The organism is Nocardia sp. NPDC056541, assembly GCF_042794235.1.
Taxonomy (GTDB): domain Bacteria; phylum Actinomycetota; class Actinomycetes; order Mycobacteriales; family Mycobacteriaceae; genus Nocardia.
Genome location: NZ_JBHTUD010000016.1, coordinates 1 through 22,664 on the forward strand (window position 1 = coordinate 1; position 22,664 = coordinate 22,664).

At 69.2% G+C, this 22,664-nt stretch carries 18 protein-coding genes; 11 read left to right on the forward strand and 7 right to left on the reverse strand.

Going from position 1 to position 22,664, the window contains the following annotated elements:
- Positions 1–377: 377 nt before the first annotated feature.
- Entirely contained in the window at positions 378–1,937 is a 1,560-nt protein-coding gene (locus ACFQ9R_RS25555; RefSeq protein WP_378993730.1) for an FAD-dependent oxidoreductase, read from the reverse strand.
- Complete coding sequence (locus ACFQ9R_RS25560; RefSeq protein ID WP_378993732.1) at positions 1,937–2,545, reverse strand: TetR/AcrR family transcriptional regulator; 609 nt, start codon at positions 2,543–2,545, stop codon at positions 1,937–1,939. Before ACFQ9R_RS25560 ends, ACFQ9R_RS25555 begins: the two co-directional genes overlap by 1 nt.
- Before the next feature lie 196 nt (positions 2,546–2,741).
- On the opposite strand from ACFQ9R_RS25560, the gene ACFQ9R_RS25565 reads away from it, so the two are divergent.
- On the forward strand, positions 2,742–4,370 hold the full coding sequence (locus tag ACFQ9R_RS25565; protein WP_378993734.1) for an FAD-binding oxidoreductase: 1,629 nt from the start codon (positions 2,742–2,744) through the stop codon (positions 4,368–4,370).
- Positions 4,367–5,314 (forward strand): YegS/Rv2252/BmrU family lipid kinase, encoded by a 948-nt coding sequence (locus tag ACFQ9R_RS25570; protein WP_378993736.1) that lies wholly within the window; start codon positions 4,367–4,369, stop codon positions 5,312–5,314. Before ACFQ9R_RS25565 ends, ACFQ9R_RS25570 begins: the two co-directional genes overlap by 4 nt.
- Here ACFQ9R_RS25570 and ACFQ9R_RS25575 read toward each other — a convergent pair whose 3' ends face one another.
- The gene (locus tag ACFQ9R_RS25575; protein WP_378993738.1) at positions 5,315–6,007 is read right to left on the reverse strand and encodes an AAA family ATPase; all 693 of its coding nucleotides are present in this window, start codon (positions 6,005–6,007) and stop codon (positions 5,315–5,317) included.
- Between the two features lie 299 nt (positions 6,008–6,306).
- On the opposite strand from ACFQ9R_RS25575, the gene ACFQ9R_RS25580 reads away from it, so the two are divergent.
- The 9 genes from ACFQ9R_RS25580 to proB all read left to right on the forward strand — a co-directional run bounded on the left by ACFQ9R_RS25580 (position 6,307) and on the right by proB (position 18,719).
- On the forward strand, positions 6,307–8,985 hold the full coding sequence (locus ACFQ9R_RS25580; protein WP_378993740.1) for a valine--tRNA ligase: 2,679 nt from the start codon (positions 6,307–6,309) through the stop codon (positions 8,983–8,985).
- A gap of 107 nt (positions 8,986–9,092) precedes the next feature.
- Positions 9,093–10,463 carry a bifunctional folylpolyglutamate synthase/dihydrofolate synthase gene (locus ACFQ9R_RS25585; RefSeq protein WP_378664140.1) on the forward strand — a complete coding sequence of 457 codons (1,371 nt, stop codon included), beginning with the start codon at positions 9,093–9,095 and terminating at the stop codon, positions 10,461–10,463.
- A 56-nt stretch (positions 10,464–10,519) separates the two neighbouring features.
- On the forward strand, positions 10,520–10,861 hold the full coding sequence (locus ACFQ9R_RS25590) for a DUF4233 domain-containing protein (RefSeq protein WP_378994037.1): 342 nt from the start codon (positions 10,520–10,522) through the stop codon (positions 10,859–10,861).
- A 52-nt stretch (positions 10,862–10,913) separates the two neighbouring features.
- Entirely contained in the window at positions 10,914–11,330 is a 417-nt protein-coding gene (gene ndk, locus ACFQ9R_RS25595) for a nucleoside-diphosphate kinase (RefSeq protein WP_266298471.1), read from the forward strand.
- A gap of 533 nt (positions 11,331–11,863) precedes the next feature.
- Complete coding sequence (locus ACFQ9R_RS25600) at positions 11,864–15,049, forward strand: translation initiation factor IF-2 N-terminal domain-containing protein (protein ID WP_378993742.1); 3,186 nt, start codon at positions 11,864–11,866, stop codon at positions 15,047–15,049.
- Positions 15,050–15,309: 260 nt separating this feature from the next.
- On the forward strand, positions 15,310–15,621 hold the full coding sequence (gene rplU, locus ACFQ9R_RS25605; protein WP_067456085.1) for a 50S ribosomal protein L21: 312 nt from the start codon (positions 15,310–15,312) through the stop codon (positions 15,619–15,621).
- Between the two features lie 24 nt (positions 15,622–15,645).
- The gene (rpmA, locus tag ACFQ9R_RS25610) at positions 15,646–15,912 is read left to right on the forward strand and encodes a 50S ribosomal protein L27 (protein ID WP_056821498.1); all 267 of its coding nucleotides are present in this window, start codon (positions 15,646–15,648) and stop codon (positions 15,910–15,912) included.
- 122 nt (positions 15,913–16,034) lie between these two features.
- Entirely contained in the window at positions 16,035–17,498 is a 1,464-nt protein-coding gene (gene obgE, locus ACFQ9R_RS25615; RefSeq protein ID WP_378993744.1) for a GTPase ObgE, read from the forward strand.
- 105 nt (positions 17,499–17,603) lie between these two features.
- A complete protein-coding gene (gene proB, locus ACFQ9R_RS25620) occupies positions 17,604–18,719 on the forward strand; it encodes a glutamate 5-kinase (protein ID WP_378993746.1) in 1,116 nt (371 codons plus the stop codon).
- Between the two features lie 106 nt (positions 18,720–18,825).
- Here proB and ACFQ9R_RS25625 read toward each other — a convergent pair whose 3' ends face one another.
- The 4 genes from ACFQ9R_RS25625 to ACFQ9R_RS25640 form a co-directional block, all read right to left on the reverse strand.
- Complete coding sequence (locus ACFQ9R_RS25625) at positions 18,826–20,298, reverse strand: hypothetical protein (protein ID WP_378993748.1); 1,473 nt, start codon at positions 20,296–20,298, stop codon at positions 18,826–18,828.
- Positions 20,295–20,669: a hypothetical protein gene (locus tag ACFQ9R_RS25630; protein WP_378993750.1), complete on the reverse strand. Its 375-nt coding sequence runs from the start codon at positions 20,667–20,669 to the stop codon at positions 20,295–20,297. The genes ACFQ9R_RS25625 and ACFQ9R_RS25630 overlap by 4 nt, the downstream gene beginning before the upstream one ends.
- A 36-nt stretch (positions 20,670–20,705) precedes the next feature.
- Positions 20,706–21,437: an ESX secretion-associated protein EspG gene (locus ACFQ9R_RS25635; protein WP_378993752.1), complete on the reverse strand. Its 732-nt coding sequence runs from the start codon at positions 21,435–21,437 to the stop codon at positions 20,706–20,708.
- 193 nt (positions 21,438–21,630) lie between these two features.
- Entirely contained in the window at positions 21,631–22,581 is a 951-nt protein-coding gene (locus tag ACFQ9R_RS25640) for a D-isomer specific 2-hydroxyacid dehydrogenase family protein (protein ID WP_378993754.1), read from the reverse strand.
- Positions 22,582–22,664: the final 83 nt, after the last annotated feature.

Genomic DNA, 22,664 nt, shown 5'->3' on the forward strand with positions numbered 1-22,664 from the left:
CCGCGGAATCGCTCCTTCGTCGCATCTCCGCGGCGCCTGACCGGCGACCCGGCCGCGGACCGGCCACTTCGTGGCCGTCCCTCCCTAGGGGTCGGGAGTGCGGTTGCTGGGTTGGGTGGGTTGTTGAAGAGGGGGACAGGCTGGGTTTGCGATGTGGTTGTTGAGGAGGGGGACTGGCTGGTGTGCGCGCAGTGGTTTTGACGAGGGGACAGGCTGGGTGTGTGTGGTGTGGTTGTTGACGAGGGGGACTGGCTGGTGTCCGCGCGGTGGTTTTTGACGAGGGGACTGGCTGGGGTGCGCGCGGTGGTTGTTCGAGACGGGGACGGGGTTGGGTGGACCGTGTGGTTGGGAGTGCGGTCGGGGGAAGGCTTGGTTGATCAGGTGGTGATGGCGGCGTGTCTGGTGAAGGCGGCTTCGGCGGCGGGGGTGGCGGCTTCGCGGTCGGTGGGGACCAGGCCGATGCGGGTGCGGCGGTCCAGGAGGTCGTCGACGGTGAGGGCGGCCTCGTGGGTGATGGCGAAGTCGAATTCGGCGGCGGTGACGTCGATTCCGGGGGCGACCGGTTCGGCGAGGGTGGGATCGGCCAGCCAGGCGGACACGATCTGGCTCGCCTCGCTGCCGTAGCGCTCGATGAGGACCGGTGGGGCATCGATCCGGTCGCGGGCGGCACCGGCGACCGCGCCGACCAGGGGGATCCGGGTGGTGCGGCAAGGGCCGGCCGTGAGGGCGGCCTGGGCGACCGCGGCGTCGACGGCGTCCTGGGCCATCTGGCGGTAGGTGGTGAGCTTGCCGCCGACGACGGTGATCAGGCCGTCGGGAGCGGTGAGGACCGCGTGTTCGCGGGAGATGTCGGCGGTGCTGTCGTCGGCGGTCTTCAGCAGCGGGCGCAGGCCGGCGAACCGGCCGCGGATATCGGCGCGGGTCAACGGTTCGCGCAGCGCGGTGTTGATGGTGTCGAGCAGGAAGTCGATCTCGGCCTCGGTGGGCTGTGGCTCGTCGGGGATCGGGCCCGGCGCGTCCTCGTCGGTGAGACCGAGGTAGACGCGGCCGTGCGCGGCGGGCAGCGCGAAGACGAACCGGCTGATGCTGCCGGGTACCGGCACCGTCAACGCGGCGCTGAGGCCACCGAACGCCGCGGCGTCGAAGACGAGGTGGGTGCCGCGGCTGGGCCGCAGTTCGATGCTGTGGTCGACCTCGCCCGCCCAGACTCCGGTCGCGTTCACGACCGCGCGCGCCCGAACCGTCAAGGTCTCGCCGGTCAGGCTGTCGCGCAGCTGGACCGAATCACCCTTCGCGGCAACCGCCTCCATACGCGTGAGCACTGTCGCGCCGTGCGCGGCCGCCGTGCGAGCCAGCGCGACGACCAGGCGGGCGTCGTCGACGAGTTGACCGTCCCAGGCCTGCAATCCACCGCGCAGCCCGTCGCGCCGCACGGTCGGTGCCAGGCGCAGGGCCTCGGCGGCGGCCACCCGGCGCGAGCGCGGCAACGTGTCGACCGAGGTGTGCGCGGCGATCCGGAGGGCGTCACCGGCGGCGAAGCCCGCGCGGATGAGTGAGCTCTGGCCGAGCTTGATGCCGGGCAGCAAGGGAACGAGCTGGGGGAGTGGGCGCACCAGATGTGGTGCGGTGGTGCGCAACAGGATGCCGCGTTCGACCGCGCTCTCGTGCGCGATCCCGACCCGTCCGCTCGCCAGATACCGCAGCCCACCGTGCACCAGCTTCGAACTCCAGCGGCTGGTGCCGAAGGCGAAGTCGTTGCGCTCCACCAGGATTGTGCGCAGTCCGCGCGCGGCGGCGTCGAGGGCGACGCCGGTTCCGGTCACACCGGCGCCGATCACCACCACGTCGACCTCGGGGTTCTCGCCCAGTGCGGTGAGGTCGGTGGTGCGGCGCGCCGCGTTCAGGGTGGCACCGGAAATGGGGAAGTCAGCAGGCATCAGGAGTCCTTCTCGGGTGGCGGGAGCAGATAACCCTCGATAGCCCTGGACAATTCGGCGTCGAACTCCGCACCGGCCAGCAGCGACTCCACCGTGCCCGCCGACTGCACCGCCGACTGGGTGATGAGCAGCAGCATGGTGGCCATGTGCTCGGCATCACCCGACCGGATCGACCCGTCTCGGTGCCCGAGCTCGATCACGGTCGCGAACAGCCCGATCAGCGTGCGCTGATTGCGGCCGAGCCGGCCGAACACATAGGTGAGCATCAGGTCGGTGTCGGTGCGGAAGATCTTGGCGAACACCGCGTTCGACCGAATCGCCGCCGAGCCCGTCACGATGCCGTGGACCAGCCGATCGCGGCCGAGGCCGGTGTCGGGCATGGTTTCGGCGACGATCGTGCGCAGTTCACGCACCAGCAGTTCGGCGATCAGCGATCCGGTGTCGGGCCAGCGGCGGTAAACCGTCGGCCTGCTCACCCCGGCCCGGCGCGCCACCTCGGTGAGCGTGGTTCGGCGAACCCCGAAGTCGACGACGCAGGCCCGCGTGGCATCGAGAATCGCCACGTCGGTGGGCGAAAGCTGGTCAGCGTGGGTCGCGAGATCGATCATCGTGCTTCACCGCCGGTGGGTTCGGTGGCGCCGGGACAGCTGCGCCGTGGTCGGGCTGGAACCGCCCAAGGGTATCGAGCGGACCAGCGGGGTTTCCGTCGCGAAGGGTCGGTAGTGACATCCGACAGCGGTACGGATGTCGACTCTGGGACATATCGTTGGTTACTGCTTGACACTATATGTCATTATGTAACGCATGGTCGAGACGCAACACGAACAAACCGTGTCCGCCACCGTGGCACCGAGCATGGTGTGGGACGCCTGGGGCGTAGCCGCCGGTCACCAGCCGCTGTCGGCGCAGATCCGTGGCCTGCTCGCGCAGGTGTTCGGGATCTCGGGTGAGCCGGTCGTGCGCCGCGACGAGAACGATGTGCCGCTGATCCCCACCACGCTCACGGCCGCCGATCGGGCAGGCCTGGCGGCGATCGTCGGTGACGAACATCTCACTACCGCCGATCTCGACCGGCTGCGGCACGCGGGCGGCAAGAGCACCCCCGACCTGCTGCGCCGACGCGCGAACACCCCGCAGGACGCCCCCGACGCCGTCGTCTTCCCCGCCGATCACCCGCAGGTCCTGGCGCTGCTGGAGTACTGCGCCGAACACGGCGTCGCCGTCGTACCGTTCGGTGGCGGAACCAGCGTGGTCGGTGGCGTCGATCCCGTGCGCGGGCAGTTCGGCACCGTGATCGCACTCGATCTGCGCAGGCTCGACACGCTCACCGCGGTAGATCCGGCCAGCGGCACCGCCACCCTCGGCGCCGGACTCACCGGCCCGCAGGCCGAGGAGTTGCTCGGTGCGCACGGACTCTCGCTCGGGCACTTTCCGCAGAGCTTCGAATTCGCCAGCATCGGCGGGTTCGCCGCGACCAGGTCGTCGGGTCAGGCGTCGGCGGGCTACGGCCGGTTCGACGACATGGTCGAGCGCCTGGTGATCGCCACCCCGCAGGGCACCCTCGACCTCGGGCGCGCGCCCGCGTCGGCAGCCGGACCCGACCTGCGCGAGTTGTTCGTCGGATCCGAAGGCGCGCTCGGCATCATCACCTCGGTCACCCTGCGGGTGCATCCCGTGCCGGAAACCGTGGGCTACCAAGCCTGGTCGTTCCCCGACTTCGCCACCGGCGCCGCTGCGCTGCGCAGCGTGGCGCAGGCCGGCGCCGCGCCGACGGTGATGCGGCTGTCCGACGAGGCCGAAACGGGTCTGAATCTGGCGCGCTCCGCCGACGTCGGCGGCAATCCGGTATCGGGCTGTCTCGCCATCACCACCTTCGAGGGCAGCCGGGCCCATGTCGCGGCCCGATCCGCCGAGGCGAGCGAGCTGCTCGCTGCCGCGGGCGGCACCGCACTCGGCGAGGCGCCTGCCCAGCAGTGGGAGCACGGCCGGTTCGCCGCGCCCTACATGCGTGACGCGCTGCTCGATGTCGGCGTGCTGTGCGAGACGCTCGAAACCGCTACCAGCTGGGCCAATCTGGCGAATCTCAAAGTGAAGGTCACCGGCGCGCTGATGGACGCGCTCGGTGCGCAGGGCACGCCCGCGCTGGTCATGTGCCACATCTCGCACACCTATCCGACCGGGGCGTCGCTGTATTTCACCGTCGTCGCCAAGCAGCTCGATGATCCGATCGCGCAGTGGTGCATCGCCAAATCCGCCGCGAGCGACGCGATGGTCGCCGCGGGCGGCACCATCACCCACCACCACGCCGTGGGCGCCGACCACCGGCCGTGGATGGGCGCTGAAATCGGTGACCTGGGGGTTCGGGTGTTGCGTGCGGTGAAGCGCGAACTCGACCCCACCGGAGTGCTCAACCCTGGGAAGCTGGTGCCGTGAGCGAACATTCGATGCGGCGCGTTGTCGTCGTCACGAACCCACGTTCCGGGTCGGGCCGGGGCGACGACGTCGCCGAGGCGGTGCTGACCGAACTGCTGGCGCGCGGTGTCGAGGTGGTCGAGGTGCGAGCCCCGAGCGCGGACGAGTCGGTGACACAGGTCAGGACGCTCGTGGCCGGCGAGGACCGGCCGGATGCGGTGATCTGCGTCGGCGGCGACGGGCTGATGAACGTGCTGCTGGCCGCTGTCGCGCACAGCGGGGTGCCGCTCGGGCTGGTGCCCGCGGGCACCGGCAACGACCTGGCGCGCGAATTCGGGATACCGACCGGTGACCCCCGGGCTGCCGTCGAGATCGTGCTGGGCGGTCGAGCCCGGACCATCGATCTGGGGCGGATCGAATCGGCGGACGCCGCACCCACCTGGTTCGCGACCGTGGTCGGCACCGGCTTCGACGCGCGAGTCACGCTGCGCGCCAACAAGATGCGCTATCCCCGTGGCCCGCTGCGCTACACCGCTGCCGCGGTCGTCGAGCTGATGCGTGGCTACACACTGCCGTTCCGGATCGAGCTGTCCGGCCTCGCGCCCGGTGCGCTGGACAATCCGCCCGACTCCCACGTGGTGATCCTGACCGACGCGGTGATGGCGCCGATCGGCAACACCCGCACCTACGGCGGCGGCATGCTGGTGTGTCCGGAAGCACTCGCCGACGACGGGTACCTCGACATCACGGTGGTCGGCGCGGTGTCACGGCTGGAGATGGCGCGGCTGCTGCCCGCGTTGTCGGCGGGCAAACGGATCGACCATCCGGCGACCAAGCGTTATCGGGCCCGGCGGATCACGGTCGGTGCCGAGGGCGGATACGCCACGGCCGATGGTGAGCCCGCGGGGATGTTGCCGGTGACGGTGCAGGCGATGCCCGGGGCGCTGAGCGTGCTGGTGCCCTGATCAGGCCGGGTCGAAGGCGATCCGGGACACCGCGTGCAGTGTCGGGCGGTCGATGATCACCACCGAGGTCGAGGACAGCGGTTGCGGGTCCGGCGCGAGGGCGGTGCCGCGGGCTCCGAGGGAGTCCATCATCGTTTCCCAGCGGCGGCAGTGTCCCGTGAAGGCCAGGCTGTTGACGCTTCTGCCTCGGCTGATCTGACCCGATCTGGCCTGCTCGGCGGGCACATCGATGAGCACCATGTGCAGTTCGCGGCGGCCCTGCTCGGTCCAGCGGGCGATCAGGCGACGGCTCCAGCGGAAGGTGGCGCAGTCGTGGATGGCGACCGGTCCGTCGCTGTCGCGGACCGCGTCGCGGATCGCGCGGTAGTGCGCGAGGTGGACCAGCGGGCGCCACAGGGAATACGGCGCCCAGCCCAACCGGTGACGCAGGCGATTGCGGGTGTGATTCGAGTCGAGGACGAGGGCGCCGGACGCGGTCCGCACCGGTTGCTCGGCATCGGGTCCCGACCCGAAGAAGCGGTGTAGTGCGGTGGACTTTCCCGCGCCGGGGACACCGGCGAAGACCAGAACGGTGGTGCTCGGGTAGCGCAGTTCTTGGACCTCGCTCGCGCGCAGGTCCAGCAGGGCGATCGGGGTGATGATCCTCGGTGCCGACGCGGGAACGGGAGACGAGGATTCGAGCGGGGGCGTCACCCTCTCCAGGGTCCGGTAAAACGGACAAAACGGCAATCGGGGGTTGCCCGGATATTTCGGCTGGAGGGTTGGGAGACAACGGTTTCCGCGTGTCGTCGTGGCGCGTCACAGACCGTGCTGACCAGGGCCGGGTAGAAGCTGAGAATTCCATATGGATTCTGCTGAGTGGGGTCGATCGCCGGTAGTATCAGAGCTGTAGACGGAGTCTTCGGTGTCCCTCATCCACCGAAGATTCCGTCTTTTTTTGTGCTCGGGTAGGCGGGGAAAAAGCTGGTTGCCGCTCCCCTTAGGATTGGGACGTGACCAGCGCAGCCCCTGACAACTCGCGTAATCGTGCCGATGCCCTGCCCAAGAGCTGGAACCCCGGCGAGGTAGAGGCCGACCTGTACGAGGGCTGGGTCAACGCCGGGTACTTCGCCGCCGACGCCTCCTCGAGCAAGCCGCCGTACTCGATCGTGCTGCCGCCGCCCAACGTCACCGGCACCTTGCACATGGGCCACGCGCTCGACCACACGATCATGGACCTGCTCACCCGCCGCAAGCGGATGCAGGGCTACGAGGTGCTGTGGCTGCCGGGCATGGACCATGCGGGTATCGCCACGCAGACGGTGGTGGAGAAGCAGCTCGCCGTCGACGGGAAGTCCAAAGAGGACTTCGGACGTGAGCTGTTCATCGACAAGGTGTGGGACTGGAAGCGCGAGTCCGGCGGGCAGATCCAGGGCCAGATGCGTCGCCTCGGCGACGGCGTCGACTGGAGCCGCGACCGCTTCACCATGGACGACGGCCTCTCGCGCGCCGTGCAGACGATCTTCAAGCGGCTCTACGACTCGGGGCTGATCTACCGCGCCGAGCGCCTGGTGAACTGGTCGCCGGTGCTGCAGACCGGCATCTCCGACCTCGAGGTCGACCACAAGGAGGTCGACGGCGAGCTCGTGAGCATGCGGTTCGGCTCGCTGAACGACGACGAACCGCACGTGATCGTGGCCACCACCCGCGTGGAGACGATGCTCGGTGACACCGCCGTCGCGGTGCACCCGGACGACGAGCGGTACAAGGCGCTGATCGGCACCACGCTGTACCACCCGATCACCGGCCGTCAGATCTCGATCGTCGCCGACGACTACGTCGACCCCGAATTCGGTTCCGGCGCAGTGAAGATCACCCCGGCGCACGACCCCAACGACTTCGAGCTCGGCCTGCGCCACGGCCTGCCGATGCCGACGATCATGGACAAGACCGGCCGGATCGCCGACAGCGGCACCGAATTCGACGGCATGGACCGCTTCGAGGCCCGCGTGAAGATCCGCGAGCGGCTCGAGGCCGAAGGTCGCATCGTCGGCCGCAAGTTCCCCTACAAGCACCAGGTCGGTCACTCGGAGCGCTCCGGCGAGCCGATCGAGCCGCGCCTGTCGATGCAGTGGTGGGTCAAGGTCGACACCCTGGCCAAGGCCGCCGGCGACGCCGTGCGTGAAGGCGACGTGAAGATCCACCCGGCCAGCCAGGAACCGCGCTGGTTCGACTGGGTCGACAACATGCACGACTGGTGCATCTCGCGTCAGCTGTGGTGGGGCCACCGCATCCCGATCTGGTACGGCCCCGAAGGCGAGATCGTGTGCCTCGGCCCCGGCGAGGAAGCGCCCGAGGGCTGGGTGCAGGACCCGGACGTGCTCGACACGTGGTTCTCCTCGGGTCTGTGGCCGTTCTCCACGATGGGGTGGCCCGACTCGACCCCCGAGCTGTCGAAGTTCTATCCGACCAGCGTCCTCGTCACCGGGTACGACATCCTGTTCTTCTGGGTGGCCCGGATGATGATGTTCGGCATGTACGTGAGCGACGATCCGGTGCTCACCGCCGGTAAGGGCGGCCGGAAGCAGGTCCCGTTCGAAGACGTGTTCCTGCACGGCCTCATCCGCGACCAGCACGGCAAGAAGATGTCGAAGTCGCGCGGCAACGGCATCGATCCGCTCGACTGGATCAACTCCTACGGCGCCGACGCGCTGCGCTTCACCCTGGCCCGCGGCGCCCAGCCCGGCGGCGATCTGTCCGTCGGCGACGCGCACGCACTGGCTTCGCGAAGCTTCGTCACCAAACTGTTCAACGCCACCAAGTTCGCCCTGATGAACGGTGCGCGCACCGGTGAGCTGCCCCCGCGCGAGACCCTCACCGACGCCGACCGCTGGATCGTCGACCGGCTCGACGCGGTCCGCGCCGAGGTCGACACCGCCTTCGACGCCTACGAATTCGGCAAGGCCTGCGAGGCGCTCTACCACTTCGCGTGGGACGAGCTGTGCGACTGGTACCTGGAGCTGTCCAAGGTGCAGTTCGCCGAATCCGACGCGCGCGCCGAGAGCACCGCGGTCGTGCTCGGCAGTGTGCTCGACGCGGTGCTGCGCCTGCTGCACCCGGTGATCCCGTTCGTCACCGAGACCCTGTGGCAGGCGCTCACCGGCGGTGAATCGGTGGTGATCGCCGCGTGGCCGCAGGCCAGTGGCGTGGCGACCGACGAACTCGCCGCGCAGCGAGTGGCCGATACGCAGCGGTTGATCACCGAGATCCGCCGGTTCCGCGGCGATCAGGGCCTGGCCGACAAGCAGAAGGTGAAGGCCACGCTCGTCGGGATCGAGGAGGTCGGGCTCGGCGGGTTCGCCGACTCGGTGGCTAATCTGGCCCGGCTCACCGAACCGGGCGAGGACTTCGCCACCACCGCCGAGGTGGAGGTGCGGCTGTCCGGCGGCACTGTCACCGTGCAGCTCGACACCTCCGGCGCGATCGACCTCGACGCCGAGCGTCGCCGGCTGGAGAAGGATCTCGCGGCCGCGCAGAAGGACCTCGACACCACCACGGCCAAGCTCGGCAACGAGGCCTTCCTGGCCAAGGCGCCGCAGCCGGTCGTCGACAAGATCACCGGTCGACGTGATGTGGCCGCGGCCGAAGTCACCCGCATCGGCGCCCGCCTGGCGGAGCTGAGCGCCAAGTGAGCGACATGGGCCCCGGTGACCTCGACCCCGAAGACGCCGACTTCGGCGGCAGCGACTACAGCGCGGCCCAGCTCAGCAAGGGGCCGTCGCCGGTCGACCTCGCCGAGATGGCGCTGGTCGAGGCCGAGCTCGACAAGCGCTGGCCCGAAACCAAGATCGAACCCTCGCTCACCAGGATCGCCACCCTGATGGATCTGCTGGGCAACCCGCAGAACAACTATCCGGCGATCCACGTCGCGGGCACCAACGGCAAGACCTCGGTGACCCGGATGATCGACGCCCTGCTCACCGCCCTGCATCGGCGCACCGGCCGGATCACCAGCCCGCACCTGCAGCTGGCGACCGAGCGGATCAGCATCGACAACGCGCCGATCTCCCCGGCCGGCTATGTGGCGACCTATCACGAGCTCGCGCCCTATATCGGCATGATCGACCAGCGTTCCGCCGAATCCGACGGCCCGGCGATGAGCAAGTTCGAGGTGCTCACCGGCATGGCCTACGCCGCGTTCGCCGAGGCGCCGGTCGATGTGGCCGTCGTGGAAACCGGGATGGGCGGCACCTGGGACGCCACCAATGTGATCCACGCGCAGGTCGCGGTGATCACCCCGATCGGCCTCGACCACACCGAGTACCTCGGTCCCGACCTCGAGTCGATCGCCAAGGAGAAGGCCGGGATCATCAAGCGCGCACCCGAGGCGCTGATCCCGACCGACACCGTCGCGGTGATCGCCGAGCAGGAACCCGAGGTGATGGACGTGCTGCTGCGCCGGGCCGTCGCCGAGGACGCCGCGGTGGCCCGCGAGGGCGCGGAGTTCCGGGTACTGGAACGGGGCGTCGCCGTCGGCGGGCAGCTGCTCACCCTGCAGGGGCTCGGCGGCGTTTACGACGAGATCTTCCTGCCGCTGCACGGCGAGCACCAGGCCCGCAACGCGGCCCTGGCCCTGGCCGCGGTGGAGGCGTTCTTCGGGGCGGGCGCGGATCGTCAGCTCGATATCGAGGCCGTGCGCGCCGGTTTCGCGACGGTGGCCAGCCCGGGGCGGATGGAACGGATGCGCAACGCGCCGACCATCTTCGTCGACGCCGCCCACAACCCGGCGGGTGCGCAGGCGCTGGCCGCGACGCTCACCGGCGAGTTCGACTTCCGCAAGCTGGTCGGGGTGGTCGCGGTGCTCGCCGACAAGGACGCGGCCGGGATCCTCGACGCGCTCGAACCGGTCTTCGACGAAATCGTCGTCACCAGCAACGGCTCGCCGCGGGCCATGGACGTGGACTCGCTGGCCGACCTGGCCGTGCAGCGGTTCGGCGATGAACGCGTGATCACCGCCGAGACCCTGCCCGACGCGCTGGAGTCGGCGATCGCGCTGGCCGAGCAGGCCGGCGACGAGGGCGACGTGATCTCCGGCGCCGGCGTGGTGGTCACCGGGTCGGTCGTCACCGCGGGCGCGGCGCGCGCCCTGTTCGGAAAGGCTCCGGCGTGAGTGAAGAACAAGTGCCTCCTCCCGCCAACGATCCGTGGAAGGGTCTGCGCGGCGTCATGGCGGGGACGTTGATCCTCGAGGCGATCGTGGTGTTGCTGGCTTTGCCGGTGGTCGCCGACGTGGGCGGCGGTGTCACGTGGTTCTCCGGAACCTATCTCGTGGTGCTCTCGGTGCTGATGATCCTGGGCGCGGGTGTACAGCGGAAGCCGTGGGCGATCCCGTTCAACCTGGGCCTGCAGGTGCTGCTGCTCGCGGGCGCCTTCATCCACCTGTCGATCGGCGTGATCGCGGTGGTGTTCATCGCGGTCTGGGCGTTCATCCTCGTCCTGCGCTCGGATGTCCAGCGCCGAATGGACGCGGGACTGCTCCCCAGCCAGCGAATGGGCACCAAGTCCTGACCGCTCGAGGGCCCGATCGGCGTCCTGACACGGCCGACGCTAGGGTTACCCCGTGACTGAGCAGACGTTGGTACTCATCAAGCCGGACGGTGTCTCCCGGGGCCTCACCGGCGAGATCCTCGCGCGCATCGAGCGCAAGGGCCTCACTTTCCAGGCCTTGGAGCTGAAGAACGTGTCCGCGGAACTCGCGGCCGAGCACTACGCCGAACATGCCGAGCGGCCCTTCTTCGGCTCGCTCATCGAATTCATCACCTCCGGCCCGGTCGTCGCGGCCGTGCTCGAAGGCCCGCGCGCGATCGCGGCGTTCCGTCAGCTCGCCGGTGGCACCGACCCGGTAGAGAAGGCCGTGCCCGGCACCATCCGCGGCGACTTCGGCCTCGAGACCCAGTTCAACCTGGTCCACGGATCCGACTCGCCCGAGTCCGCCAAGCGCGAGATCGCCCTCTGGTTCCCCGAATTCCCCGCCTGACCCGCAGCGGTCGGTAGCGCAGCAAAGGTAGCAGGACACCCGGTCAGGCGGTATCGAACTCCGCTCGGCCGGGGCGCCCTCGCTTGCCGGATCCACCGGGTGATACCACCGCCGTGAGCGGGGCGGAGTTCGCGTGAGTTGCGCCGATGGCGATCCCCGCGCGAACCGTATGGGATACTGATTACGGATGTGTTCGACGCCGACCTGTCGCGCAGGTACGTGACGCGGTGTCGGACATGACCGGATGACACCGCGGTTGATGCCGATCATCGCTGCCACGGATGGCCCTGTTGCTGGGGTCGCCCGCGCAGGCACGCTGGATGAGCGCTCGAAAGCGCGGTGCCACGCCGTACAGCCAGGCGCCGTGTGACCGGTTGGCCCGCCAGATGATCGATCAAGGTGCGACCGGACACGCGGGGCGAGACCAGATGACCCTCGTACCATCGGGTACGAGGTGCACGGACGATGCCCCCGCGTCGGCCGCGTCACTCCCGTACCGGGGAAGGACGCGCCCGGGGGCCCGAGGAGACTTCGTGGCCGAAAAAGAGCCGCTGGACACAACACAACAGGATGCCGATCAATTGCCGGAGCGAATTCGAGTTCATGCACTGGCCAAGCGGTTGGGAGTGACCAGCAAACGCATCCTGGCCAAACTGGCCGAGTTGGGCGCCGAGGCGCGCAGCGTTCAATCCAATGTCGACCGTTCGGTCGCCGAAACGGTGCGCGACGCGATCGCCGCCGCTGACGCCGAACCCGGCGAACCTTCAGCACCCGCACCCGCGACGCGCGCGAAGAAGAGCGCCGCGTCCACCCCCGTCGCCGAGCAGCCGGCCGACCCGTCCGCGTCGCTGTTCTCCGCGCCCCACGTCGCGCGCACAGACGAGGTGTTCGCCGCGATGCGCGAGGACGCGCACACGGATCTGTTCACCCACCGGGCGTCGGAATCCCCCGTGCGGGCCGAGCCGGTGACCTTCGAGGCGCCCGCCTCGGTGGATATGCCGTTGTTCCTCCCGCCGGACGCCACCGCCGCCGAGGAGACCCGCAAACGCCGTCGGGCCGAACGGGCCCCCAAGAAGATCGAAGAGCCCGCCGCGCCGCCGGTGGAGGAAACCGTCGCGCCCAAGGCCGAGGAGCTCGACGCCGAGGCCGAGGACGAGTCCGCCGATCAGTCCGGTGACAACGACGCCGACGGCCAGCCGCGCCGCCGCCGTCGTGGCCGTCGTGGCCGGGGCCGTGGTCGTGGCGAGCAGTCCGCCGACGGCGAGGACACCGACTCCGACAGCGATGACGACGACACCGACGAGGCCGAGCAGCCGGCCGAGCAGGTCACCGCCGAAGCCGAGCAGGCCGAGGACACCGAATCCGACACCGATGACGAAGACGGCTCCTCCGATGGCGCGAGCCGTCGTCGCCGTCGTCGCCGTCGCCGCAAGGTCGGTGGTGAGTCCGCCGACGCCGAGTCGGCGACCGAAGACGATCCGCCGAACACCGTGGTGCACGAGCGCGAGCCCCGCAACAAGAGCCGCGGTCGTTCCAGCGCGAGCAACCCCGACGAAGTGCAGGGCATCTCCGGCTCCACCCGGCTGGAAGCGAAGCGTCAGCGTCGGCGTGACGGCCGGGAAGCCGGGCGTCGTCGTCCGCCGATCCTGACCGAGTCGGAGTTCCTGGCTCGCCGCGAGGCGGTCGACCGGGTGATGGTCGTGCGCGAGAAGGCGTTCGACCCCGCCGAGCACGCGCCCGGTCACCAGACCACCACCCAGGTGGCGGTCCTCGAGGACAACATCCTCGTCGAGCACTTCGTCACCAGTTCCGGTCAGGCGTCGATGGTGGGCAATGTCTACCTCGGCAAGGTCCAGAACGTGCTGCCCAGCATGGAGGCGGCGTTCATCGACATCGGCCGCGGCCGCAACGGTGTGCTCTACGCCGGTGAGGTGAACTGGGAAGCCGCCGGTCTCGGGGGTCGTGAGCGCAAGATCGAGCAGGCGCTCAAGCCCGGCGATCAGGTGCTGGTGCAGGTGTCCAAGGACCCGGTGGGTCACAAGGGCGCCCGTCTCACCACCCAGATCTCCCTCGCGGGTCGCTTCCTGGTGTACGTGCCCGGTGGCACGTCCACCGGGATCAGTCGCAAGCTGCCCGATACCGAGCGCAAGCGGCTCAAGGAGATCCTGCGCGAGATCGTCCCGTCCGACGCCGGGGTGATCATCCGGACCGCGTCCGAGGGTGTCAGCGAGCCCGAACTGGCTCGCGACGTCGAGCGGCTGCAGGCCGCCTGGCGCACCATCGAAGACGCCGCCGCCAAGGAGACCAACGCACCGAAGGCCCTCTACGAAGAGCCCGACATGCTGGTCAAGGTCATCCGCGACCTGTTCAACGAGGACTTCGCCAAGCTGGTCATCGAAGGTGACCGCGCGTGGAGCACCGTCGAAACCTATGTCCGCACGGTGGCGCCCGACCTGCTGCCGCGGGTCAACCGGCACGAGAACAACGGTGTCGACGTGTTCGACGCTTTCCGGATCGACGAGCAGCTGGCCAAGGCGCTCGATCGCAAGGTGTGGCTGCCCTCGGGCGGCACCCTGGTGATCGACCGCACCGAGGCGATGACCGTCGTCGACGTCAATACCGGCAAGTTCACCGGCTCGGGCTCGTCGAACCTCGAAGAGACCGTCACCAAGAACAACCTGGAAGCGGCCGAGGAGATCGTGCGCCAGATGCGGCTGCGCGATATCGGCGGCATGATCGTCGTCGACTTCATCGACATGGTTCTCGAATCCAACCGTGACCTGGTGCTCCGTCGTCTCACCGAGGCGCTCGGACGCGACCGCACCCGCCACCAGGTGTCGGAGGTCACCTCGCTGGGCCTGGTCCAGATGACCCGCAAGAAGCTGGGCACCGGACTGGTCGAGGCGTTCTCCACCACCTGTGAGCACTGCCACGGTCGCGGCATTCTCGTGCACTCCTACCCGGTGGATTCCGGGTCCGGGGTCGAGGAGCCGCGGTCGAAGGAGGGCGGTTCGCGTCGTCGTCGCGGTAAGGATCGCGACAAGCCCGCGGCCGCCGCGGCGCCCGCGACCAACGGCACCGCACCGGCCGCCGAGCACGCCGAAGAGGACATCGCGGTGAAGCGGGCCCACCCGGTGGTACTCGCGATGGCAGGTCATCACGACGACGAGTCCAGCGACCAGCCCACCGAGGTCGTCGAGGAGGCGCCCGCCGAGCCGACGAGGTCGCGCTCGCGTTCGCGGTCGCGCCGGGCGGGGCGTGGTGCCGCCGCGGCGAACACCGAGCCGAGTACCGAGGGTCCACTCACCGGGGTCATCTCCGGCGAGGCGGAACCCGAGGCACCCGAGGTCGAGGAGGAAGCGGTGATCTCGGCAGCTGCCGATACCGCCGCTGTCGCCGAGACCCCGGTCGTCGAGACCTCGCAGCCCGAACCGGCCGCGGTCGAGACCGCGCAGCCGGCCCCGGTCGCTGAGCCCGAACCGGTTGCTGCCGCCGCGGAACCCGCACCGCGGGCACCGCGTAGGCGTCGCGTAGCCCGGTCGACCGCAGCGCCCGCGCCGGACAGCGCGGGAGCCGTGTTCGTCCTGTCGGCGAACGAGCAGCCGCCCGCGGCGGCCGTCGTGGACTTCGCGGCGGAGCCGGTGGTCGTCCCGGAGCGCAAGCCGCGTCGTCGCGCCGTGGGTCGTCCCGCGGGCGCGCCGGCCGCCGAATCGAAGTAACCCGATGCTTGCGTGCGCGGATCGCTCCGCGCACGCAAGCCCCGATTCGGCCCCTGACCGGCCGAATTGGGGGAGTGGTTACCATTCTGGTAACCTAGGTCGGTCGCTGCCCAGTGATTGAGCATCCAGCCGAGCAGGCCGGGTGATACCGCAGGCAGCAAACGTTCTTCCCCCGCTCGTGCGGGGATGAGCCCAGGAATACGCGTCGCAGCTGCGGCGTGGACATGTGTAGGACCAATGTGAGTGGAGGAAGCCGACCGATGGCAGCGTACGCAATCGTCAAGACCGGCGGAAAGCAGTACAAGGTCGCGGTCGGTGACCTGGTGAAGGTCGAGAAGATCGAGGGCGCGGTCGGCACCGCCGTGGCGCTGACCCCGGTTCTCGTCGTCGACGGCACCGATCTGACCACCGACGCCGACAAGCTGGCCAAGATCTCCGTGGCCGCTGAGGTCATCGACCAGACCAAGGGCCCGAAGATCCGGATCCACAAGTTCAAGAACAAGACCGGCTACCACAAGCGCCAGGGTCACCGTCAGCCGCTGACGGTCATCAAGGTCACCGGCATCAAGTAAGAATTTTCCCGAGGAGACGAAGCAATGGCACATAAGAAGGGCGCATCCAGCTCCCGGAACGGCCGCGATTCGAACGCCCAGCGCCTCGGCGTGAAGCGTTTCGGCGGCCAGAAGGTCAGCGCGGGCGAGATCCTGGTCCGTCAGCGTGGAACTCACTTCCACCCGGGCGTGAACGTCGGCCGTGGTGGCGACGACACGCTGTTCGCCCTCGAGGCGGGCGCGGTCGAGTTCGGCACCAAGCGTGGCCGCAAGACCGTCAACATCGTCGTTCCGGAGCCGGTCCAGGCCTGACCGCCTGGAGCTTCGCTCCCCACAGACACCAGAGCGGGTCAGGGTTGATTCCCTGACCCGCTCTGTCGTGTTCTCCCCACCCCTTACCGCAAACGACTAGTCAGAAGGAGGAGGATCAACCCATGTCCAAATTCATCGACCGCGTCGTGCTGCATGTTCGTGCCGGTAGAGGTGGACACGGTTGCGCCTCGGTGCATCGTGAGAAGTTCAAGCCGCTCGGCGGGCCCGACGGCGGCAACGGCGGCAGTGGCGGCGACGTGATCCTCGAGGTCGACGCCAACGTCCACACCCTGCTCGATTTCCATTTCCACCCCAACGCCAAGGCCGGCAACGGCAAGCCCGGCGAGGGCAGCAACCGAGAGGGCAAGAACGGCGCCGATCTGGTGCTGCAGGTCCCCGACGGAACGGTCGTCGTCGATGACGACGGCAAGGTGGTCTGCGACCTCGTCGGCGCGGGCAACCGGTTCATCATCGCCCGTGGCGGCCGCGGTGGCCTCGGCAACGCCTCGCTGGCGTCCAAGGCACGCAAGGCGCCCGGTTTCGCGCTGCTCGGCGAAGAGGGCGACGAGGTCGACGTCGTACTCGAGCTGAAGTCGGTCGCCGACGTCGGACTCGTCGGCTTCCCGTCCGCGGGCAAGTCGTCGCTGGTCTCGGTGCTGTCCGCGGCCAAGCCGAAGATCGCCGATTACCCGTTCACCACGCTGGTCCCCAACTTGGGCGTCGTGCTGTCCGGTGACACGACCTTCACCATCGCCGACGTGCCCGGCCTGATCCCCGGTGCCAGCGAAGGCCGCGGCCTCGGCCTTGACTTTCTGCGCCACATCGAACGCTGCGCGGTGCTTGCCCACGTCGTCGACTGCGCGACCCTGGAACCCGGCCGCGACCCGGTCTCCGACGTCGATGCACTCGAGGCCGAGCTCGCTGCATACAAGCCCGCCTTGTCAGGTGACGCCAGCCTCGGTGATCTGGCCGACCGCCCGCGCGTGGTCATCCTCAACAAGACCGACGTGCCCGATGCGGCCGAGCTGGCCGAAATGGTGTCCGCCGAGTTCGCCGAGCGTGGCTGGCCGGTGTTCGAGATCTCCGCCGTGAGCCGCGCGGGCCTACGCCCGTTGACGTTCGCGCTGGCCGACATGGTTCGTCAGTATCGCGAGGATCACCCCAAGGCCGCGCCCAAGCGCACCATCATCCGCCCGATCGCGACCGACGAGACCGGGTTCAGCGTCATCGCCGACCCGGAGGAGGCGGGTGGTTTCATCGTGCGCGGCACTCGCCCCGAGCGCTGGATTCGCCAGACCGACTTCAACAACGACGAAGCCGTCGGCTACCTGGCCGACCGGTTGGCTCGCCTGGGTGTCGAAGCCGCGCTGGTCAAACAGGGTGCGCAACCGGGCTGCCCGGTCACCATCGCCGGTGTGACCTTCGAATGGGAGCCGATGATCTCGGCGGGTGTCGATATGCAGCCGACCGGCCGTGGAACCGACCTCCGGCTCGAGACCAACGACCGTATCGGTGCGGCCGAGCGCAAGCTCGCCTCGCAGGCGCGACGTGGGCTGCTCGACGAAAACGGCGAACGCAAAGAGTGAGGTGGGTCGCGCCCGGCGAAAATCGCTGTCGGGCGCGGCCATTGGATCGGCATACTGCGATGGTTGACGAGGTAGCTCGGTGATCGTGGTGCAGGGAGTTGAACGATGCAGGTGGGTTCGGAGCTGAGTCAGGGACGCGCGGCGATCGTGTCGGCGCGCACCGTGGTGGTGAAGATCGGCTCGTCGGCGTTGACCAGCCTCGAAGGTGGCCTCGACACCGCCCGCCTCGATCTGCTGGCCGACGCGGTCGAGGCGCGGATGCGGGCCGGTTCGGATGTGGTGGTCGTGTCCTCGGGCGCGATCGGCGCGGGACTCGCTCCGCTCGGCCTGTCGAAACGGCCCAAGGATCTCGCGACCAAGCAGGCCGCGGCCAGCGTCGGACAGCTGGCTCTCGCCCACGCGTGGGGCACATCGTTCGCCCGCTATGACCGCACCGTCGGCCAGATCCTGCTCTCCGCCGACGATTTCGCCCGCCGGGAGCATCACCGCAACGCCCAGCGCACGCTGGACCGGTTGCGGTCGCTCGGCGCGATCGCGGTGGTGAACGAGAACGACACGGTCGCGACCGAGGAGATCCGCTTCGGCGACAACGACCGGCTCGCCGCCCTGGTGGCGCACCTGGTGGGCGCCGACGCCCTGATCCTGCTGTCGGACGTGGCGGGGCTCTACGACGGCGACCCGCGTAAGGGCGCCGCCAACTTCATTCCCGAGGTGCGCAGCAGTGCCGACCTCGACGGCGTGATCGCGGGTAGCGGTGGCGCGCTCGGGACCGGCGGGATGGCCTCCAAGCTCTCCGCTGCCCGCCTCGCCGCCGATGCGGGCATTCCTGTCCTGCTGGCTTCGGCCGCTGATGCTGCGGTTGCCCTCACCGGCGGCACCGTGGGTACGGCGTTCGCTGCTCGCCCGATCCGGCTCTCCGGTCGTAAGTTCTGGGTTCGCCATGCCGCTGATCCGCGGGGCGCGGTTCTGCTCGATGCGGGCGCGGTTGATGCGGTGGCTCAACGACACTCGTTGCTGGCGGCGGGTATCACCGGGATTCGTGGTCGCTTCTTCGGGGGGGATGTGGTGGATCTGGTCAGCCCTGATGACGCGGTTGTGGCTCGGGGGGTTATCGAATATGACAGTGCCGAGCTCGTCTCTATGCTCGGCCGGTCTACGACTGATCTCCCCGACACGATGCAACGTCCGGTGATTCACGCGGACGATCTGGTGAAGGTCTGAACGGAGACCTTCGTTCGGGGTGTTCACACGGCTGCGGGGCGTGATGACCTGGGGTTCGAGGTGGGCACTCCGACGAAAGGGCCGTGGACGTATCGCGGTCGATGATCTACCGCGGCGGGACTACTCCTGGCTGATCGGTCTCGGGCGGTGGCGCCTTGGGTGTGGCCGGCTGTGACGGGGACACGTCGGATCCGGGAACCGGGCCGGTGACGCCGGGCTGACCGCCCGGGTCGGACATGTCGGGCATGCCCGGCAGCGGAAGTGGTTGTGGCGCTTGGCGGCCGGGTGGTGCCGGGGAGGCCGGTTGTTCCGAGGTCGGTGCGGGCGCTTCGGTCGGCCGCGGGGTTTCCGTGGTCGGGGGCCTCGGTGCCGGTGGATTCGAATCCTGCTGTGTCGGTAGCTGATTCGGCTGCGTGGGCGGGGGAGCGGGCGCCTCGCTGGGCGAACTCGTCGGCGGAACGGTCGGGCCCTGGCTCTGTGGAGCGGGTTGTTCGGTGGACGGCACGGGCGCTTCGGTGGTGGGTGTGGGCGCTTCGGTAGGCGGCGCGGGTGCTGCGGTAGGCGGCGCTGGCGGTTCGGTGGTGGGTGCGGGCGCTTCGGAAGACGGCGCTGGCGGTTCGGTGGTGGGTGCGGGCGCTTCGGAAGACGGCGCTGGCGCTTCGGTGGTGGGTGCGGGTGCGGGTGCTTCGGAAGACGGCACAGGTGCTTCGGTAGGCGGTGCGGGTGGCGCTGGCGCTTCGGTGGTGGGAGCGGGCGCTTCGGTAGTAGGTGCGGGCGCTTCGGAAGACGGTACGGGCGCTTCGGTTGTGGGCGAGGGGGTCTCGGATGCCGGCGACTGTGGGGTGGAGCTCTGACCTTGGGGTGCAGGGGTTTCCGACGGTGCGGGGGCTTCGCCTGGCGTCACGGTGGCGCCGGGTGCGGGGGCTTCACCGGGCGCCGCGCCGGATTCTGGTTCCTGGGGCGAATTGCCTTGTGGTGCGGAGGGACTCGGAGTCGACCCGTTGCCCGGTGAGGGTGAACCACCTCGGCCCGACGGCGCTTCTGTCTCCCCTGGTGCGGTGGGCAGTGCTGGGACACCGGTTCCGGCAAGCGAATACGCCGGCTTGTAGATCATGTTCATCGCCAGCACAGCTTCTTGGCGTAGCGCCTCGGCCGCCATCTGCGCGTCGATCACCTGCGCACTCTCCAGCAGGCGGGCGATCGCCCCGATCGGGCCTGAACCGCCCGGCGCCACCACGGCCAGCTTCACGGCTTCGGCGGCCGCGGCGACACCGCCGAGGCGGGCGCCGACTTCGGCCATCACCGTGGCCAGTTCGTCGATGGAGGCGGCGAAGCTGCGGGTGCTCGCGGCGGCGGCATCGGCGGCGGCGCCGGACCAGCCGGTGTCGTCGATCACCCGCTCGGCGCCGGATTTGGTCAGCGGCATCGAGGTGGAGAGGGTGGCGGCGGTCTCCAGCCAGGTCATCGACGCGCCGAGAACGGCACCGGCGTCGATCTGCTGGGCGCGCGTGTAGATCTGTTCGTGCGGCATGGATTCGAAATGTTCCATCGCACTGATGTAGGTGGGGTCGGTGCTCATCCGCGCACCCGCGTATCGACGGCGCGCAGGGCGGCGGCCGCGGCGGCGTCGGCTTCCTCGTAGAGGCCCGCGCTGAGCAGGAACGCCTCTTTCATCCGGTAGGCCGCCTCGATGTAGCGATCGAGCAGTTCGGCGGCGTCGCGTGCCTTGTGCGCGAAGCCCGCCTGCAACTGCTGGGCGGAGACGAAGCCGCCGAATCCCGTTGCCTCGGCAGCGTTCTCGAGCCCCTGTCGCAGCTGGGCGAGGTGCTCGGCCTGCTGTTCGTAGAGGTCGGCGCATCGGCGCGCGGCATCGGGGTCGAATGTCAGTGTCCCCGCCACGGCGGCGCTGCGGAACCGGGAGATCTCGGCTCTGCTGCTCTCGATCGTCATCGCGTCTCCCCTCCAGATGATGCGGTGGAGTCCAGGTTAGCCGGACCTTCTGCTGTGCGAACTGTGCGCCGGCACCAATCTGCGCTGCAATTGCGCGGCCAGTTGCCCAGTGGACGCGGGCACCACGTGCACGGTTTCGCCCGCTCGCAGCAGGTAGCGGCCGTCGTTGGCCACGTCGATCCAGCTGTAGTGCACCGGTGGGTTCGGCACCGGACGGTCGAGCCCGGTTTCGATGCGGATGTGGCCCTCGGCGGTGTGCGGCCTGCGTAATAATCGCTGGATGCGGGGCACGGCGGGATGGGTCGCGAGCACGGTTTCCTCGTCGCGCACCGCCTCGGTCGCGGCCTCGCGCGCGGGTTCACGTCCGGGTGGGGTATCGGGCAGGCAGGCGGTGACGCGCGCGCCGATCCCCGCGGTGTGCCCGATCGAAACACGCACGCTGCCACCGTAATCGGGCCGGGTACTCGGTTCCTGCCTTACCAGCACCGCATGGTCGTAGACCGCGCAGGCCAGCAGCCGGATTTCGCTGCCTGGGGTATGGGCGCCGCCGACCAGCACGATCCTGGCGTGTGGTTCGGCGATGATCCGCAGACAGGCGGCGAGGTCGGGGTCACCCCCGCGTAGTCGGTCGTCGAGTCCCGCGCGTAGCCGCGCCGCGTCGTTCTCGGTGTGCGGCGACTCGAGCACGCGCAACGGAAACGGCATGCGATCCTGACCCGATTCCCGCCAGACGTGCGCGAATTCGTCAGCGGTGAAGGTCCATCCCATTGCCGATCCCATCCTTACCGAACCAGGACGGGGACAGCCTAACCCGCGTTGTCCGATTCCGGCGTGCCGATCGAGCCTCATATCTCCGAACGGAATCTTTTCCCGCTCTGAGTACCTCAGCTGACTGTTCCGGCGGACGTTGAGGTCGGCCGACGTTTTTACGATCGCCGTCCGGGTTCAGCGGCCGGACCTCTCAGTAACCGCGCGCAGTGTCGATGATCGCGTCCAACGGCTCGCCCGCGACGAACCGTGCCACATTCGCGCCGACATGATCGGCGAACGCCGCCAACCGCAACTGCGGTGGGTTCGAATCGTGCGGGGTGATGATCGCGTTCGGCAATGTCCACAGCGGGTGCCCGTCGGGCAGCGGTTCCGGGTCGGTGACGTCGAGTCCGGCGCCGCCGATCACCCCGCCGGTCAGCGCGTCCACCAGCGCGTCGGTGTCGATCAGGCTGCCACGGGCCACATTGATCACCCACGACGACGGCTTGAGCCTGGACAGTTCGTCGGCGCCGATGAGGTGGCGCGTCTGCGCCGTCGCGGGTGCCGCGACCACCACATGATCGGTGTGCGACCACACCCGCGCGAGCTGATCGGTCGGCACCGTCTCGACATCGGCGGGTATGCCGGTGCCGGTCACCGGACGTCCCGACCGGTTCACCGCGATCACATGGGCGCCCAGCGGCGCCAGCATCGGGATCAGCGCGCGACCGATCCCGCCGGCACCGACGATCGTCACGGTCTTGCCGCGCAGCGATCCGACGTGCGGGAAGAACTCCCGCTGCTGCCACGACGTCGCCCGCAACTGTTCGGGCAGGTACCGCACCCCGGCCAGCAACAGCATCAGCGCGTGTTCGGCGACACTGTGCGAGAACGCCCCTGCCGCGGAGGTGAACACCACGTCCGGATGCGCGGTGAACACGCCCGCGTCGAAGAAGTCCTCGATCCCCGCGGCGGGCAACTGCGCCCAGCGCACCGACGACGGCAGGGTCGCCGGAAAATCGCTGGGTTTGCCGGTCCAGATCAGTGCGTCGGCCTCCGCCACCTCACCCACCCGAGCGCCCGCTCCGACGACCGCTTTCTCGAGCAAGCGCGGCGCCGGCTGATCCGGGGCGATCGCGATCGTGGTCGCGGATTCCTGCACAGAGACCTCCTGGGTCGATCGGCTGCCGGTGCCGCACTGCGGCTCGAGCGCTGTCCTGGGCACCGCACGCGGTACCGGACCCT

What these genes read in the sequence shown, in the direction of transcription:
- obgE (WP_378993744.1), top strand. Translation starts at nt 16,035, where the DNA reads ATGTCCAAATTCATCGACCGCGTCGTGCTGCATGTTCGTGCCGGTAGA.
- ACFQ9R_RS25625 (WP_378993748.1), bottom strand. Translation starts at nt 20,298, where the DNA reads ATGAGCACCGACCCCACCTACATCAGTGCGATGGAACATTTCGAATCC.
- ACFQ9R_RS25590 (WP_378994037.1), top strand. Translation starts at nt 10,520, where the DNA reads ATGGCGGGGACGTTGATCCTCGAGGCGATCGTGGTGTTGCTGGCTTTG.
- ACFQ9R_RS25560 (WP_378993732.1), bottom strand. Translation starts at nt 2,545, where the DNA reads ATGATCGATCTCGCGACCCACGCTGACCAGCTTTCGCCCACCGACGTG.
- ACFQ9R_RS25635 (WP_378993752.1), bottom strand. Translation starts at nt 21,437, where the DNA reads ATGGGATGGACCTTCACCGCTGACGAATTCGCGCACGTCTGGCGGGAA.
- ACFQ9R_RS25630 (WP_378993750.1), bottom strand. Translation starts at nt 20,669, where the DNA reads ATGACGATCGAGAGCAGCAGAGCCGAGATCTCCCGGTTCCGCAGCGCC.
- ACFQ9R_RS25555 (WP_378993730.1), bottom strand. Translation starts at nt 1,937, where the DNA reads ATGCCTGCTGACTTCCCCATTTCCGGTGCCACCCTGAACGCGGCGCGC.
- ACFQ9R_RS25585 (WP_378664140.1), top strand. Translation starts at nt 9,093, where the DNA reads ATGGCGCTGGTCGAGGCCGAGCTCGACAAGCGCTGGCCCGAAACCAAG.
- rplU (WP_067456085.1), top strand. Translation starts at nt 15,310, where the DNA reads ATGGCAGCGTACGCAATCGTCAAGACCGGCGGAAAGCAGTACAAGGTC.
- proB (WP_378993746.1), top strand. Translation starts at nt 17,604, where the DNA reads ATGCAGGTGGGTTCGGAGCTGAGTCAGGGACGCGCGGCGATCGTGTCG.
- ACFQ9R_RS25565 (WP_378993734.1), top strand. Translation starts at nt 2,742, where the DNA reads ATGGTCGAGACGCAACACGAACAAACCGTGTCCGCCACCGTGGCACCG.
- rpmA (WP_056821498.1), top strand. Translation starts at nt 15,646, where the DNA reads ATGGCACATAAGAAGGGCGCATCCAGCTCCCGGAACGGCCGCGATTCG.